Raw genomic sequence first — 16328 nt, 5'->3', positions numbered from 1 at the left:
CAAGGCAAGATTGTTTAGGCCAGTTACAAAAATATAGGCTGGCCCAAGGAGATATCATTATGTTTAAAAAGTTATTTATGACATCGGCATTGTTGCTACTGAGTGCCTGTACCAGTTTACCTGATTGGGACTATGATAAATCGGTCGAATTTGCCAACTATAAAACCTTTGCATGGGCACCAGATGCTAATTTAAAAGCCTCAACTAATGACTATCAAATCAATGACTTGATGGAAAAGCGTGTGCGCAACGCCATCACACAAAACTTATCAACCCAAGGCATTACCTTAGTTGCCGCTGATAAGGCTGATATGTTAGTTAATTACCATGCGTCTGTTGAGAGCAAAATAGAAGCAGACACACTGAGCACCAGCTATGGCGTGCGCTGGAATTACTGGGGCTGGGGTGTACAAACGCATACCACAACCAGAGAGTATGATGTTGGTACATTGGTTATTGACGTAATCGATAACGCTTCAAAACAGCTCGTTTGGCGCGGTGCTAAAGAAGGTCGATTACGCACCAAACAAACGCCTGAACAGCGAGATGCTTCAATTAATAAAACGGTTACTGAAATATTAGAAAACTTTCCACCAAAACCTCAGTACTAATACCACAACAGAATAAACCAGGCAGCTTGTCTGGTTTATTCTACATTTTCTCGCGCCACACATTTACATTAGCTTACTTGAATACATCAGACTACACTTGATGATGTTTACTGCTATGAGTTTGTTATGTTTAGGTATCTCGGTGTTGCTTTAGTGTGCTGTTTCTCTTCACCTTCTTATTGCGCTAATTCGCAACTGAGTGTGTTTACTGAGCATTTCCCTCCTTACACCATCGTTACCGATGGACAGGCCCACTCAGGCATTGCCTATGAGTTAGTTAAAAATGCGTTAGACATTGCGAAATTTGATAGCTCAATTGATGTAGTTCCATGGGCGCGAGCCTATGAACTCACACTTACACAATCCAATGTGGTGCTTTTTTCAATGGCTAAAACCCAGCAGCGAGCGCCTTTGTTCAATTGGCTCTACAAGTTCACAACCCTTGAATATAGTTTTTATTCCGATCGTGATACAGATGTTGAAATCAACTCGGTAAAAGACGCACTTACCTATAGCACAGTTGCCATTAGAGGCAGCTACGAAGAAACAATATTGCAGTCCATGGGATTTGTTGTTGGCATTAATCTAGTGCTCGTCACCGATATGGACAGTGCGTGGCAAATGTTGGACAAAGGGCGTGTAAAAACCATCTATGCTTCTCACATTCCAAATCATCGACACACCGCAGCCAAGATCAGTTATTTTCGCCACAATGAAGTAGTACGCAACCAAGAGCTTTATGTGGTTGCAAGCTTAAGCACACCAATCAGCACTGTAAATAAACTCAAGCAGGCGCTACTTCTGGCACATGCTCAGATGAAAAGCGACTAACACCTCATAACTTTGCGGTTCTAAAACGGAAATATTTAGACGCTGTGTTGTTAGTTTAAGGGTTCTATTCAACATGCTTACATTTTTTGTCTATACACCGCAGTCATTATAGGTACGTATTTAACCGACCCAACCCCAAAGTAAGTAATTGAAGTCTAGGTCAGAACGAATCCCTCTGACCAAACGGTTTAATATCCTAAAGCAGCGCTATCAGCTCGGCGCGGGTCGGATGCCCCAAACAACCCCTTGTCGGTTACCATGATAGTTTGTGTTGACCCCATGGCGCTTTTTTCTGACAGTTGATGGCCTTTAGCCTCCAACAACCTACGCGTATCAACATTTAAGCTTTTTTCTATGCGAATTTCATCAGGTAGCCATTGATGGTGAATGCGCGGTGCAGCCGTCGCTTCTGCAATATTTAACCCATGGTCAATAACATTGCTAATAACTTGTAAGGTCGTGGTGATAATGCGAGAGCCACCAGGGCTGCCTGTGACAATAAAAGGCTTGCCATTTTTCATTACGATGGTCGGGGTCATTGAGCTTAGTGGGCGCTTGTTGCCTTGCACAGCATTGGCATCCCCCCCTACCAAACCAAAGCCATTGGGCACACCTGGCATTGCAGAAAAATCATCCATTTCGTTGTTCAACAAAATCCCCGTACCAGCGGCAACGATGCCAGAACCATAACTGAAATTGAGCGTATAGGTGTTGCTGACCGCATTCCCCCATTTATCAACTACCGAATAGTGAGTGGTTTGGTCACTCTCATAGGGAAGTAGTTTGCCGGGCTTGATCTGTGCGCTGGGCGTTGCTTTGTCCGCATGAATTTGTTTGCTCAGATGCTTGGCGTAGTTTTTATCTGTCAGTGCTTTGAGGGGTACGTCAACAAAATCTGGGTCGCCCAAGTATTCACTTCTATCCGCATAGGCACGTTTCATAACCTCAGCCAGTAGATGGATATTGGCCGCACTGTTATGGCCAAGTTCTCCCACTGGATATAGTTCAAGCATATTGAGCATCTCAATGATATGCACCCCACCTGATGATGGGGGCGGCATAGAAATAACCTCATAGCCGCGATAAGTACCCGACACAGGTTGCCGCTCCACAGCTTTATAATTTTGCATATCTTCTAAGGTCATAATACCGCCAGCAGCTGTGACCGCTGCAACAATTTTCTCTGCGGTTTCACCCTCGTAGAAGCCTTTGCTGCCATGTTTGGCAATCAGCTCCAATGAGCGCGCTAAGTCACCTTGCACCAGCCACTCATTTGGTTGATAGTTAGCACCATCTTGCTTGTAAAATACCGCCTTTGAAGCGGGAACCTCTAACATACGTTCTTTTATAAATGGATGAGAAAGAGAATTGGCTAGACTGGACGTGACCTTGATACCTTTTTTGGCTTGCTGTATCGCTGGTTGAATAACCTGACTGAGCTTCATGGTGCCATATTTTTTGAGTGCTAACTCCATACCCATCACTGTTCCGGGAACGCCTACTGCAAGACCGTGAGCAAGGCTAAGTTTGGGGTTAACTTTACCCGCTTCGTCGATAAAAATATCTTTATGTGCTGAGCTTGGCGCCATTTCTCGGTAGTCAATCGCTATGCTTTTGTTTTCTTTTGCTAAATACACCAACATAAAACCACCACCGCCGAGATTACCTGCCCTTGGTAACGTTACAGCCAGACTGAAACCCACGGCTACCGCTGCATCTACGGCATTACCACCTCGTTTGAGTATTTCAACACCGACCTGACTGGCCAGTGCCTCTTGGCTTGACACCATACCATGCTCAGCCCAAACTGGCTGAGCTGTTGCCATTGAGCTGTAAATCGGTGACTCATCGGCAAACGCCCTACTACCAATCGCTTCACCCACGCATAGCAATACTGCGCAACACCAAAGTAATGCCTTTAACTGATGCATAACGACTTCCTATTTGTTTTTTATTCTGCCAAGCAGTGTGGCACGAAAAAATTGCCTAAACAATGTACTTGCGTTTAAGCCTCTTAAACAGCGAAAAGGCAGCTTAATTCAAAATATTTATTAAAAAACAGTGCCACTACGTTAGTGAAGCAACACAGGTTAATCCCAGCCATTTGTATTTATTATGGAAACAACAGGGCGTTCTATGGTATATTTTCATTCACAAAATGAACCCTATGCTCAAGGCTAACAGCTTATATTCTCGGTTCTTTTTGTATCAATATAATTAAATCATAAAAAATATAAGGAATGTTTTATTTATGATCACTTTACCACGCATTTTGTGCTCAGTATTAACCCCTATCCTAGCTACGTCAGCAGTTACTTTGTCATTGATGACACACGCAGCAACCCCAACCCCAGATGGCGATGAGGCTACGGTATATAGAACTTTTTCGGTTTACACTTCATCAATGCCTATTTCCACTGCGTTAAACAACGGACATATATTGGTTTCATGGATGGAATACCTAGGAGATTCAGGTGGCGGAGAACTGCGTATCTATGCAAAACGGGTTCAGCAAGATGGCAGTGCTACTGGTACCTCAATTGTCCTAACAATTGATCAATGGACCAGAGTATCGACCGCTAATCCTTTGTACTCTGTTGTCGAACAAGCTGATGGTACACTCATATTCACATGGAGTTCTAAGGAATCAGGTCTAGAGCGGGTTTATGCACAGCGTTTTAGCGCGACTGGTAGCAGTATTGGCAGCAAGTTTTTAGTGAGCCAGCCTTCTGAACACAGCGCCAATGATCCTTATGTTGAAACATTTAGCGACGGAAGATTTATGGTAGCTTGGGCAGGTCAACCAACCAGTAATGATACTCAGCACATATATGCACGATATTTTAACGCCGATGGTTCACCTGATGGCAATGTTTTTCAGGTAGATGTAGATGCTGGAAATTATCAGGGAACCGATCCTATTATACGTAAGTTTGCTAATGACAGCTTTATTGTCTCGTGGCGTGCAGGCAACGGCGGCTACATAGTTAATACCCAGCGTTTATCCGCGGATGGGTCAAAAGAAGGACCACTAGATTCGATAACTACCCCTGATGATAGAGTCTTATATGATAACGCGACATTGGCTAATGGTAATTACGTTGTCACTTGGAATGAAAACTCTGATATATACGCCAAGGTGTATAACAGTGATGGCACGACAAACATTGATAAGTTTCGCGTCAACATAGATGTTGATGGAATGCAAATCTATCCAAATGTTGTCAGCACCTCAGATAGTGGGTTTGTGATCGCTTGGTCCGGTGATGGTGTTTTTGCTCAAAAGTTTCATTTAGATGGTTCTCGAGATGGTGAAGAGTTCAGAATGAATCAAAGTACCTCTGGTGTATTTCACGCTCCATCCGTAGTAAAAACCCGCAACAATGGCTTCGTAACAAGCTGGCGAGTATTCAATAGTTCAGGCAATAGAGACACCGCTTATCGTATCCGAAAGTTTATCGGCGATGCGCTACCAGTTGACCTAAACTCCGACTTTAGTAACTTACCCAATCAACTGTATCAAGGAGACAGCATTGCCATGAACATAGATGTTAGTGGTGAAAATCTCTATGGCGTCGATGCAGTCCTAACCTTGGATAACACTAATACACTAAAAATCACCGATGCTAGCTATGCTGACTTTATTGATGAAAATGACAGCATTGGCCCACCAAGCCAGTTTACCAATGGGCAGTGGCTTGGTGCACGGAGCTTGAAGGCACCTGACAGTCCTAAAACAGGTCAAGGCACTTTTGCTACCGTTGTACTAAGCACCGACCAAGCAGGTACTGCCAACCTAACATTAAGAACACAGTTAGTTGATCAGCAAGGTACCCTATTGCTAGATAAAACATCCACACATGCAATAACGGTTAAAGAAGCGTTGCGAGTGACTGGAAATGTCGCGCACTTAGTTACTGACGGCAATTATGATGGTGTGCGTGTTTATATTAACGGCGTACTTGTACACATAAACGCCGATGGCAGTTTTGAGGCACACACTAAACCGGGCGAAGCAATTATTCGCATTGAGGTTAATGGCTTTTTACCTGCTGAAAAAACGCTACTACTGGCTGAAAGTGACTTATCAACAGAGTTAGGTGCAATAACTCTGGTTGGCGGAGATGCGAATAACGACGAACAGATAAATATTTCAGATCTAACCTTGCTGTTAGCTGCGTACCGTAGCACAAAAGCCGACGGCCCTAATTATGTCTCAACAGCTGATTATAACCGTGACGAGCAAATAAATATTCAGGACTTAACCATTTTGGGTAGCAACTACGGTAAGTCTGGCCCTCAAGGGTTATAACTTCAAACTTGGATTTGGGCTGCTGTGCATCAGCGCAAAAGCCCTCTATTTCTATAACGAGAATCTAATGAAAAGCATCGTATTTATTCTATCAATGATAACAGCCATGAATGCGTGGGCGACTGAAAAGGGCAAAGTATATCTAGTGACACCGAGTGAGCAAGTCAAGCTAGGTAGCGAGTTTTATATCGATATACAGGTTGATAATCTACCAGCATTATATGGCGTAGATTTAAAGCTTGAGTTCGACGCCCACAAGTTTGAGCTTATTGATCAAAACCCACGCAAAGAAGGCGTTCAAATCGAACATGGCAACTTTTTTGACAACGACAACATATTTATCCTCCATAACTCGGCTGATGCAGGAACAGGCACCGCCGCTTATGTTGTAAGCCTAGTAGCGCCGGCTAATGAGGTCGAAGGCAGTGGCCGTATTGCCCGAGTGAAATTAAAGTCAACCAACCAATCTGGTCTAGCGCATTTTACTATTGTTTCTGCGCAATTTGGTACAAAAACAGGTCAACTTAAGGAGTTTTCACTCGGACCTGCTCTATTATTTGACTTTAAACCTGAATACCGAGTGCCAGCACAGCCTCAGCAAGGCATCTCCTTTACCACCACTATTTTATTGTTCAGCTTGTTGGTTATTGCGTTCATATTTATCTGGTTTATCCGTCGTGGTAGAAACAAATAATTTACTTTTACGTAAACGTAACAACTTTCATAACGGCTTGGATTCTTACGTAATGGTAAACTAGTGAGTTAACATTATGGTGGCAATTCGATGTGTGGCTACATCTCTAGTTGGTAAGACTTTCTAGTTCATTAAGTATGCTAAGCGCTTCTTGTGAGTTGTTACCACACACCCACTCGGTTGCTTTAAAGTCATGGCAGACCTTGGGTCTTTCTGGTTTGCCAAATAATTTACAAAGATTATCGTCGGTGAGGTTTTTACAACGCTCACCTGCGGGTTTACCATCGGGGTGATTTGGAAAACTTGAACTAATACTTGGCGCGATACAACAAGCACCGCAATGTAAACGACATTCCATAAACCATTACCCTGACAATAAAGCGCCACATTGTAGCAGTTTTCATAGTATTTTCTAACTACATTACTGCACCGTTAAAAAACCACCTTCTGCGCGGGTCTGTATGATTGCTTTGTCTAACTTTTCAACTAACCCCTGATGCTTCTTGCTAAGCAAATGATAGCCAATTTTCTGCTGAATTAAGAATCGGTTATTGTATTTCAGCATCGTGTTTTTGGTGTAATCATCAAAAACAACGATGGCATAATCAATCTTATTTTGATCAAATATTTTCAAAAGTGTTTCAAAGCTGGTCAATTCCAAAATGCTAATCTCACTTCCTTCTAACAATTGGGCATAAAACTCATCCGCTGCAATGATCCCTAATGAGCGGTTAGCGTCTTTTAACACAGATAAGTCACAAGGTAGCTTGCTTTGACATAGTAACACGACGTCAATTTGACTGATTGGGGTGGGGACAACAATGATATTTTGATAATGGTCGACAAACTCTAAAGATTTAGCGGTGTCCGCGTCGATTGCTCCTTGGTCGAGCAATTTCAACGCTCTTTTATCATTGATTAATTCGAATTTGGGCTCAATGCCAATCTTTTTGTAGGCACTTGCCAACAATGGCACATAGTATTTAATAATGCCTTCATGTTCTACGTAACTTATCACGAATGTTTGCCCTACTGAGGCTTCTTCTGAGAACGAATAGTGGCAGGCAAAAAGTAGTATAAATAACAAACCATATTTCATATCTAAATCAAAGCGCTCCTACTTATTGGCCAATAAATGGGGTGTGCCAGTTTTAATCATAGACTGAACATACCTGACTAGTAAATAGGCACAAAAGTATAACCACATTGATGCTGAAATTTTAGGGTGTGATTAGCAGTTAAAAAGGCAGCGCTGATAGCTGCCCTGAGGATGCCTACAAAAGGACTACATCCAAGTTGCTGGGGAAATCATAAAACTTTGCTGCGCTGTATCGACCGCACCGCCCGATTTTAAGTAGGTGAACCAATAACTCACTTCATCACCCACCTTTAAACCATCAATAACCAGCTCGTTACGACCGGAATTTTGAGTCATGCGTACGTTTTGTTGTACACCACCATTAATTTGATAATGCACATCGGCCCAGTCACTGGTATTAACATAAAACTGAACGCTTTGGGTGTTCAGTTGTGTAATACCATATTCGGCGCTCACAACAGCGCAGCCATTAGCATCTACTTGAGTACCGGGCGCTGTATTTGGACACTGATCTAGCTCATCGCTTACGCCATCATTGTCACTATCTGGCGTTGTACTCGCTCCACCTCCAGTCCAAATGATGTCGTCAATGGCCATAGAAAACGGCGATTTGGGAATTTGTCCATCAACAGATAGGATACTAAAGTGACTTTTTAGTGACTGGAGCGCGATTAAAGGCCCAGCCAGCTCACTCACCGGGATCACAGCTTGTGCCCACTCACCGTTTCTAACCAATCCGTACTTCGTTTCATTAGCGGGAAAAGTTAGCCAGTTTTCATTGGTATAGGTATCGCTAATACCGACTTTGAAAGCGACATTTGCCGGGATCTTAATTCTAAAACGCAGTTCACCCTCGGCAAAGGCACTCATGTTACTTGGCTGACGTGCTTGAATACCACCGCCAAACCATTGATTGGGTCTATAGTCCCACGCTATTACCTGCTCACCTTCAAATGGAGCAATGTTGCCTTGAGAAATTGAATTTTGATTCCAAACATAAATATCCGAGTCAACACCTGCTGTCAGCTTATTGTCTGTTTGCGTTAAGTCGGTAAATACGCCAAATGTCCCCTGCTCAGGATCACTGCTATTACCCACTTTAACCTCACCCATACCGTTGTACTCGTACACTCGTACATAGTCGACCACCATTTTACCTGGCAGTGGCGCTGTGACTTGATGGTTCATTTTTGCATCGGTAAAGTTACCCCCTACCGCGAGGTTCATGAGCAAGTAGAACGGGGCTTGAAATTCGTCTGATTCTTCGCTGATGGTAAAGGGCTGATCAAACATCGCGTATTCAATCCCCTGATCTTCAACCGTAAAACGGATAGTAGTATCGGTCCAATACAAGCGATAAGTAACAAAGCGGTCAGTGAGCGGCATCGTCGACAAGTGTGCGTTGTCGGTTTGCCACGCTACGCTTGCAGCACACGTGGGGTTAGCGCTGTTACAGGCAGCATCACTGTAGAAAATCAGGTTAGAACCTGTGTAGCTGTCGATATCGGCATTTGGGAAGCCGGCATCAATTCTTGCCTGCTCTGACTGCCCCATTTCCATAATATCTATCTCACCCTTTGCAGGCCACGATGCAGTGCTGGTCCCCAACATCCAAATTGCTGGCCACAGACCCGTATCAACGCTTGATACTTTCATACGCGTTTCAACCATACCATATTGAACTGATAACTTACTTTTACTGTGGATCTTGCCCGACGAAAACGCCTTAGAGCCAATGTTCTCTTTACGTGCTTCAATCAATAAGCCTCGATTACCAGGTTCACCGCTAATGTCAGTAATTGACACATTATCGGAGTGATACCATTGTAACTCCTGATTACCCCAGCCACATATTCCTTGATCGCAACCATCCCCAATATCAACATTCCATATTTCGTTATTAAATGAATCAAAGTTATCTTCCCATAGTAGCTTCCCTACCGATGCCGACGCAGGCGCAACGGCACTCAGCGTGAGCGCAACTGCAGAGACAGCAACTAGATGGGTGTTCCGTGAAATATACTTACTCATTCTTTGGTTCCTTAACATGTTGTAATTTTGTGCTTAAGCAAACCTCACCATACTGCCAGCACAGATTGTTGTTATATTCATAAGCCCAGCTTTACCACTTCTCTAAGACCACATACCGGATACGGAAAGTTGTAAACAAACAAGCCAGGCAACTTACAAAAACGTAACATGTAAGCGCTTACACAAGCAAGTAAAAGATTCATTGTAATTTTAAATTAATATAAAAAACACTGATTTTAAAAGGAAAAAATATAGAAATACTTTGTGAGCCTAGCAAGATGCCACCGAGGTATGATGCTCGGTGGCATTAACGTATTAACGCGGTTCACCCACCTCTTCAAGTGGAATATGCGCGCTGGCGGTTGGACTGCGATATAAACTGTCTTTCGAGTTCGTCTTGGCATGTCCACTGCTGTCATTTGTTTTGGCGGGGTCCGCCTCTTTAGGATGTGCTTGACTTGTAGCATGTGCGCTTGTTGGCACAGCTGTAGGGCCCAAGCTATTTTCGGTATTCAAGATAAGTGGCAAACCGTCTTTGCCGCCGCCAATTACCACTACTTTACTGTTATTAGACTTGGCAAGTTCAATGGTCGCCTCAATACCACGCCATCTCAAATATGTTTCTGAAATGCCGCCTGCCACTGTTTTTTGAAATGCAGCAATACCCTGCGCTTCAGTCTCTTTACGTTTAGCCTCCTTTTGAGCCACTTCTAAGCGCATGTCATATTCTTGCTGCAAATAATGCTGATTAACTTTGGAGATAATCGCATTATGTACTTTATCAGGTACATTGACTCTGCGGATCAATACATCATCTAAGTTAACCAAGGCATGGCCTTTCATGTTGCTAGCGGCATCTTTGAGTATGGTTTGTTCCTGTAGCTTTAACTCTTCGAGTACCTTACCAAGTAACTGGCCTTGTACATCCATTCGTTGTTCACCATACACTTCTTCCGCAGTGTAGTTCGATACAATGACACGTACTGCTGAGCTTATCTCAGGGACCACCATCTCGTTGACATAATCTTGGCCGACAAGTTGATGAAGATAAGGCATGTGATCAACCACCGGTCGATACCGTACCGTCACATCTAAAGTGATCTTCAAACCTTGATTAGTGATTGCATGTATTTGCCTGTCTGCTGTTTGAAAGCGGCTGGAGTATATGGTCAGCTTATCCCACGGCATCACCAGCACGGTACCCTCAGTGAAGGTTTTGTCCAAGTATGTACCACCGCCAAGTCGTTTCCATAGCACCCCTACTTCACCCGAGTCGACCTTGATAAATACAACAGGCACCAACGCAATAATCAAAAACAGCATGATCAATAAGGTGACACCTGCTCTAAAACGCCAAGATAAAATGCGCTTGCGTAACTTGGGGGAGTACCGCTTTAATACCCGCATGAACAGGTTTGAAATAACGATTACTAGGCAAACTCCGCCCAGTACCAATAAGCCTATATCCGGTGGAATAATTATGTTCATGAGGGCGCCCCCTCATTTTCAACGGTATGGTGTTCCATTAGTTGTCCTTCTACCATTTTTAAATGTACATCTGCCAAATGGAAGTATGCGTCATCGTGGGTTATGGCTATGACCGTATTACCTCGTGCTTTAAGCTTAGGTAATACCTGTTCATAGAATTTACGTCTAAAAATTGGGTCCTGATCGGCGGCCCATTCGTCAAAAATGTACACCGGTCGGTTTTCCAAAATAGTGCTCAACAGCGCTAAACGCTTGCGTTGACCCGTGGATAAGTCGGTGGTACTAAACTCCGAGTTTTCTACACTAACCTTATTATTCATTTCTAAAAAGACTAACCAATCATCAATCTCTTGCTGGGAACTCACTCGAATGCCATACAATTGCTTAAACAAATGAAAGTCAGAAAATACCGCTGTAAACAGGCTTCGATAACTGTCCAATTCAGCACTGGACACACCGTGACCATTGAGCATGATTTGACCGCCTTGTAGCTCATACAACCCAGTTAACATACGAATGAACGTGGTTTTACCGCTACCGTTGCCGCCTGTGATAAAGGTGATTTGTCCAGGCTTGATAGACAAATCAACAGGGCCAACAAAAAATGGCCTGTCTCCTGCTGGACGATTATGCTGATAGTAGGCACCTTCGAGGCGTATTTCCTCAAAGGTACGAATGTCTGTAGCACGTGCCTCTTTACTTTTGCCACGCTGGGTAGCTTGTTTTAACTCATTTTCTAGCGCTAATACGTTATTGGCGGCTTCCGTAGCTGTGGTATAAATCGGAATCCCCCCTACAATACTGGTAATTGGACCGATTAAAAACAATGACGCGGTCGTCACTTTGATCACAACTTCGGTATAAACGTTAGATAACATTGGCACTAAAAACACCATGGCCCCCGTTGCAGCAAAGAAAGTGATTTGTGACAGCACAAAGTCCGTAGCAAACAATGTTTGGGTGGTCGTTTTGGCTTTTCTGGCACGCGTTGAATCTGCAATAAACTCTTGCTCTAGATCATCTGCCCGAGGAACACTTAGCTTCACCTCTTTAAAGCCATCTAACAAATCAGATAACCTTTGGATCAGCATGTTCTCGCTTTCGAATGAAAGCTGCATGTTTTTTTGGATTTCATTCGCACGCAAACGGTGAATGCTGGCACCAAGCATAATCAACACAGAAATGACCAAAAAAGCCACAAACGAGTGATAAGCAATATACAGGGACGTAAAAAATACCAGCGTGATAGATTGACCAATGATCACAAATAATTGAGCAGACTGAGAAATAGTCTGTAACTCTTTACTCAGTGTATTGAAAATACGTTCTTTACCGATTTTTTCCAGCGTTGATAGTTCGGTATAACGCACACACTCAAACAACTCGACACGTAAGCCTGCAATGGCACGTTCTACTGTTCTTGCAGCTTTGGTCATGAGTCGCTGCTGGGTTAAACCATAAATTGCGATCGTCAAACTGAATAAAGCCAGATAGTAAAGTATGTGATTTTCGCGATTTATATCAGAAATGTTCTCAGCTACATTATTGATTAAAGCGAGTACCAAGGCGTTCGCAAGGCCCGAGATACAGCCTAAAGCAACGAAGGTCCTTCTCTTTATTTTTATATTTCGACTAATTAAATCGTATAATACCATCTCATTATCTTTTCTTGTTTTTGTACTCAGCAGATTGTTATGTGCCTGAGACTATGCCTAAATTCCATGTAATTTAATGTAGGTACTACGCTTGGGCGTTGCATAACTACAAACTCGTACACTGCGCTTAGCTATTCTTCCTCCTCTTCTACAGGTTCTCTTCTTTTCGCTAAAAACAAAATTAGCAAACCTGCTAAAGGCGTAAATACCAAAGAGATCAGAAAGAATCCAACAGGTCCTGCAAACGTATTTCGCCCCCAGTAACCAGATAAAATACACAACCCTAAATACAGTATTACCAGCATCTTCAATTCCTTAAGTTAACAAGTGTGTGAGAAATAAACCAGCAGAAATCTGCTGGTTTATCAAGTTACTACTAACTAGCAGCATTCACTTGAGCGTCTTCATTACCTTTATCTTTACGATACTTCGCTGCCATTTCAGAAATGTCGCCCTTAATACTTGTAAGATTAAGGTCTAACAAAGTTCCGCCATGTTCAAAGTGTCTGATAAAAGTCGTGCCGACCGCATGTGAAGAAGCAGCTGAAACAACTGGCATAAATGCCAAAGCGCTCAAAGTGCCAAGTACAGGCACAGCTTTCAAAAAGCTGCTCAGACCTGCACCGCCAAGGGTTTGTGGGAATGAACCACCAATAACCGCAGTGATCGTACCGCGTAGTTTGTTCTCACTATACGATTGACCGTACACCTTGGCGATTTCGCCGATCATCTTCATTTGAATGCCTGTCAAAGCAACCAAGTCGACAGCTGGAATTGGGATCAATCCACTGCCAAACGACCACTTGGTATACTTATCGACAATTAGCTGTGCAACGGCTTCACGATTTTCAACCTCGACATGATTGGCATCCTGCTCGGTCTTCACTTCGTTTGCCTTTTCTTCCTTTGCTGTTTTTGTCGCTGTCATATTAAGTCCTCTATGATTTAGAATTAAACAGTTGTTAAACTTACCAAACTACGTCAAAGCCGTTTAAGCTTAGTCTTTAGCTTGCCCTTTTTCACTGTTCACCTCTGTAAGACGTGAACAGTAATCCTTTGTATGTACTAAAACTTTTCAGCACATTTATTGAAAACGAAATACAACTGCTCTATTTCCCTTTCGCCCAATTAAAAACTTAGGCCCCGTCCAACACGCCCTGACAAGCCGTACTTCTATGGCTATCGCTATAGAAAATGATGTTTCTGATCTCACTTGAAATACAGTCAGATTCAGTACCCGTTTTAACGTAATTGCTAAACACCATGACTGACTGATCTCGCTCTAGCAGTCGGTTAAAGCTCGTGACCCATGAATATGGATAGCTGCCTGAATACTGTAAGAATTTTTCATACTGCCTTAAGTTTGTGTCATTGGGGTTCTGTGGACAGTCAGCCACCTTTCCGTATTGATTCGGGTCGATAAATGTTACAAACCAGCCATAGCCGTAATATTCGCAAGATTCTGTGCTACCAGTGTTTGAGTAAGGTGCAAATGCCGCCAGCTTTTGCACATCGTCCAAAACCTGCGTGCCATACAACGCCTGATCCCACTTATGCATATCCTCAACTGTTGAATACATATCACCTGCCGAGTACAACACCAGCGGGTTACTGTATGGGTTGACTAAAATATCTTCATATGGTGCGGGCCCACCTATTGCAGGTGGACGACCATTTGCCAACGGCAAATATTGGTTATCCTTGTAGATATAACCTGTTGTCATATTTTTGTAGATGCCAATAGCACTGAATGTGCCGCTTTCGGTCATATTAAGCGGGTCTAAGATTTGTTCTCTTAAAATATTTTCAAACCAGAACTCGCGATTAATATCCCCCTGTTGGCCCGCTGCTAGCTGCTCAATAATGTTACCTATCAAGTAGTAATTACAGTTGCTGTATTGATACTGAGAGCCTGGTGTAAAAGAAGGCGCATCACCTTGCTGTGTACATGTACAAAAGCGGTTACTGAAGCCTTCAGGGCCATTTAAGTTGGTTTTACTGTCGTAGAGGAAAGGACGCCACCCGTAGTTGTCGTACACCTCCTCGTTATCACTGTAATTGTCGATGCCCGATGACATTGTAAGCAAGTGATGTAGTGACACATCAGCACATTGGTTTTTTGGATACCAAGGCAAATAATCACCTATTGTTTCAGTGCGCAAGTCTTTGCCCTCTAACATGCGCATGAGAATCGCTGCAGCAAACGCCTTGGTGTTCGAGCCGATCCGGTATTTAGATTCAACTGTGTTGTCAACCTCATACTGCATGTTTTGAGGTCCACAGTTAGCTTCATATACAACTTTATCAGCAGCTGTCACGTAGATGGTTCCAAAAAATACCATCTTGTTACAGTAATCATTTACCGTGGTTTCAATCATTTCTATCTGACTGGCTGTAATGGTGGTGTTTTTCGCAACACTCTTTTTCTGTAAACAGGAGGCGAGTATCAAACTGATAAAACACAGCACCATAATTTTAAATCTTGAATGCATTAGCCGTTTCATTTTTATGTTTCCTTCAATGAGTATTTGTTATTTGCTAACTACATAACTACTAACAAAACCTAACCGCGCTTGAGTAAACAAGCTGAGCACGCGTTAGTCTGTACGTGAATACTTAACTAACAATTTTTGCCATACCGACCAGCACCTTTCTGACACCACTGTATGCCTGCCGGCCATGGGTATAAAGCATGTTATCTAGCAGTAAAATGTCATTTCTTTGCCATTGATATGAGAATGTTGCGTCTTTATAGACTTGATTTATCACTTGAATATCTTCATCCGCGATGGGACTACCATCACCATAATAAGCATTTCTTGGCAGCCGCTGTTCACCGATACTGGCGCGCATCAAGTCAGGCATTTGTCCATCAATACTGGAGCTGTGAAACAAGTGCGCTTGATTAAACCAAACCTTTTCGCCCGTTTGCGGGTGTGTTGCTACTGCAGGACGGTGCTGGCGAGTTTGTAGCCTGTCACCTTGCCACTCAAACTCAATATCATTTTCCTTACAGTAAGCCTCTACTTCCATTTTACTTTGTGTTTGAAAAACTTCCTGCCAAGGCAAATCTATCTCGCCATAGTTGCGAACATACATCACACCGAGGCGCTCAAATTTGTCGCGTATAGACTCGGGTATGTTCTGGTAGACCACACGGCTGTCTGCAAGCGGCGTATCACCACCGTTTTTTGCCGGAACAACACAGAAGAAGCCCATTCGCATCGGCCAGCGGTTTGAATAGGCATTTTCATTATGTTGTAAGATCACCTGATCGGCATGGTATTCAGTTGTGGTGTAGATATTGTTTCTCATTGCCGTACGTGGTGATGAGCGATATACATATTGACTCAAAGGCTCACCAAATATGGTTTCCAATATGGTGCTAAATTGATTACTGCTAACAATATTTAACCCTCTTAGCAGCGCAAAACCATCAGAATTAACCCAGTGATTAATCTGTTCGACATGGTCCTTCACCCAAGCTAAACCACTTTGTTTTTGTGACGACAGGTCATGGATCCGATGATCGATAACCCCGGAGCTTTTGTCCATCTTTACTGATAGTAATTGATCCATTTTAATCCCATCCTTTTGTTAGATAAGG

The 16328-nt window shown here is 43.1% G+C and carries 14 protein-coding genes; 4 read left to right on the top strand and 10 right to left on the bottom strand.

The annotated features are described in order from the left end of the window. Nucleotides 1-59 precede the first annotated feature (59 nt). Nucleotides 60-611, top strand: coding sequence for a DUF4136 domain-containing protein (locus L1070_RS00200; protein WP_237123998.1), 552 nt, complete (start codon nucleotides 60-62; stop codon nucleotides 609-611). A 126-nt stretch (nucleotides 612-737) separates the two neighbouring features. Then, nucleotides 738-1442: a transporter substrate-binding domain-containing protein gene (locus L1070_RS00195; RefSeq protein WP_237123997.1), complete on the top strand. Its 705-nt coding sequence runs from the start codon at nucleotides 738-740 to the stop codon at nucleotides 1440-1442. A gap of 188 nt (nucleotides 1443-1630) precedes the next feature. Here L1070_RS00195 and ggt read toward each other — a convergent pair whose 3' ends face one another. Next, nucleotides 1631-3373 carry a gamma-glutamyltransferase gene (gene ggt, locus L1070_RS00190; protein ID WP_237123996.1) on the bottom strand — a complete coding sequence of 581 codons (1743 nt, stop codon included), beginning with the start codon at nucleotides 3371-3373 and terminating at the stop codon, nucleotides 1631-1633. A gap of 320 nt (nucleotides 3374-3693) precedes the next feature. Here ggt and L1070_RS00185 point away from each other — a divergent pair, with 320 nt between their 5' ends. Further along, nucleotides 3694-5754: a dockerin type I domain-containing protein gene (locus L1070_RS00185; protein WP_237123995.1), complete on the top strand. Its 2061-nt coding sequence runs from the start codon at nucleotides 3694-3696 to the stop codon at nucleotides 5752-5754. 67 nt (nucleotides 5755-5821) lie between these two features. After that, nucleotides 5822-6448 carry a cohesin domain-containing protein gene (locus L1070_RS00180; RefSeq protein WP_237123994.1) on the top strand — a complete coding sequence of 209 codons (627 nt, stop codon included), beginning with the start codon at nucleotides 5822-5824 and terminating at the stop codon, nucleotides 6446-6448. A gap of 106 nt (nucleotides 6449-6554) precedes the next feature. Here the strand turns inward: L1070_RS00180 and L1070_RS00175 are convergent, their stop codons facing one another. From L1070_RS00175 to L1070_RS00130, 9 genes are all read right to left on the bottom strand, one after another. Further along, nucleotides 6555-6806, bottom strand: a complete 252-nt coding sequence (locus L1070_RS00175) for a hypothetical protein (protein ID WP_070985508.1) — start codon at nucleotides 6804-6806, stop codon at nucleotides 6555-6557. A 63-nt stretch (nucleotides 6807-6869) separates the two neighbouring features. Further along, nucleotides 6870-7547 (bottom strand): hypothetical protein, encoded by a 678-nt coding sequence (locus tag L1070_RS00170; RefSeq protein ID WP_237123993.1) that lies wholly within the window; start codon nucleotides 7545-7547, stop codon nucleotides 6870-6872. 186 nt (nucleotides 7548-7733) lie between these two features. Beyond that, on the bottom strand, nucleotides 7734-9578 hold the full coding sequence (locus tag L1070_RS20290) for a glycoside hydrolase family 16 protein (RefSeq protein ID WP_275423219.1): 1845 nt from the start codon (nucleotides 9576-9578) through the stop codon (nucleotides 7734-7736). A gap of 315 nt (nucleotides 9579-9893) precedes the next feature. Next, on the bottom strand, nucleotides 9894-11066 hold the full coding sequence (locus tag L1070_RS00155; protein ID WP_237123992.1) for a prohibitin family protein: 1173 nt from the start codon (nucleotides 11064-11066) through the stop codon (nucleotides 9894-9896). Continuing rightward, entirely contained in the window at nucleotides 11063-12721 is a 1659-nt protein-coding gene (locus L1070_RS00150) for a cyclic peptide export ABC transporter (protein WP_237123991.1), read from the bottom strand. The genes L1070_RS00155 and L1070_RS00150 overlap by 4 nt, the downstream gene beginning before the upstream one ends. 131 nt (nucleotides 12722-12852) lie before the next feature. Beyond that, entirely contained in the window at nucleotides 12853-13026 is a 174-nt protein-coding gene (locus tag L1070_RS00145) for a hypothetical protein (protein ID WP_170829132.1), read from the bottom strand. 71 nt (nucleotides 13027-13097) lie between these two features. After that, complete coding sequence (locus L1070_RS00140) at nucleotides 13098-13649, bottom strand: DUF697 domain-containing protein (RefSeq protein ID WP_070985512.1); 552 nt, start codon at nucleotides 13647-13649, stop codon at nucleotides 13098-13100. A 208-nt stretch (nucleotides 13650-13857) separates the two neighbouring features. Continuing rightward, nucleotides 13858-15225, bottom strand: coding sequence for a serine hydrolase domain-containing protein (locus L1070_RS00135; RefSeq protein ID WP_070985513.1), 1368 nt, complete (start codon nucleotides 15223-15225; stop codon nucleotides 13858-13860). A 112-nt stretch (nucleotides 15226-15337) separates the two neighbouring features. Then, on the bottom strand, nucleotides 15338-16300 hold the full coding sequence (locus tag L1070_RS00130; RefSeq protein WP_237123990.1) for a TauD/TfdA family dioxygenase: 963 nt from the start codon (nucleotides 16298-16300) through the stop codon (nucleotides 15338-15340). Nucleotides 16301-16328: the final 28 nt, after the last annotated feature.

This window comes from Pseudoalteromonas sp. MMG022, assembly GCF_021654245.1.
Classification (GTDB): domain Bacteria; phylum Pseudomonadota; class Gammaproteobacteria; order Enterobacterales; family Alteromonadaceae; genus Pseudoalteromonas; species Pseudoalteromonas amylolytica.
This window is presented reverse-complemented; position numbering and strand designations above follow the sequence as displayed.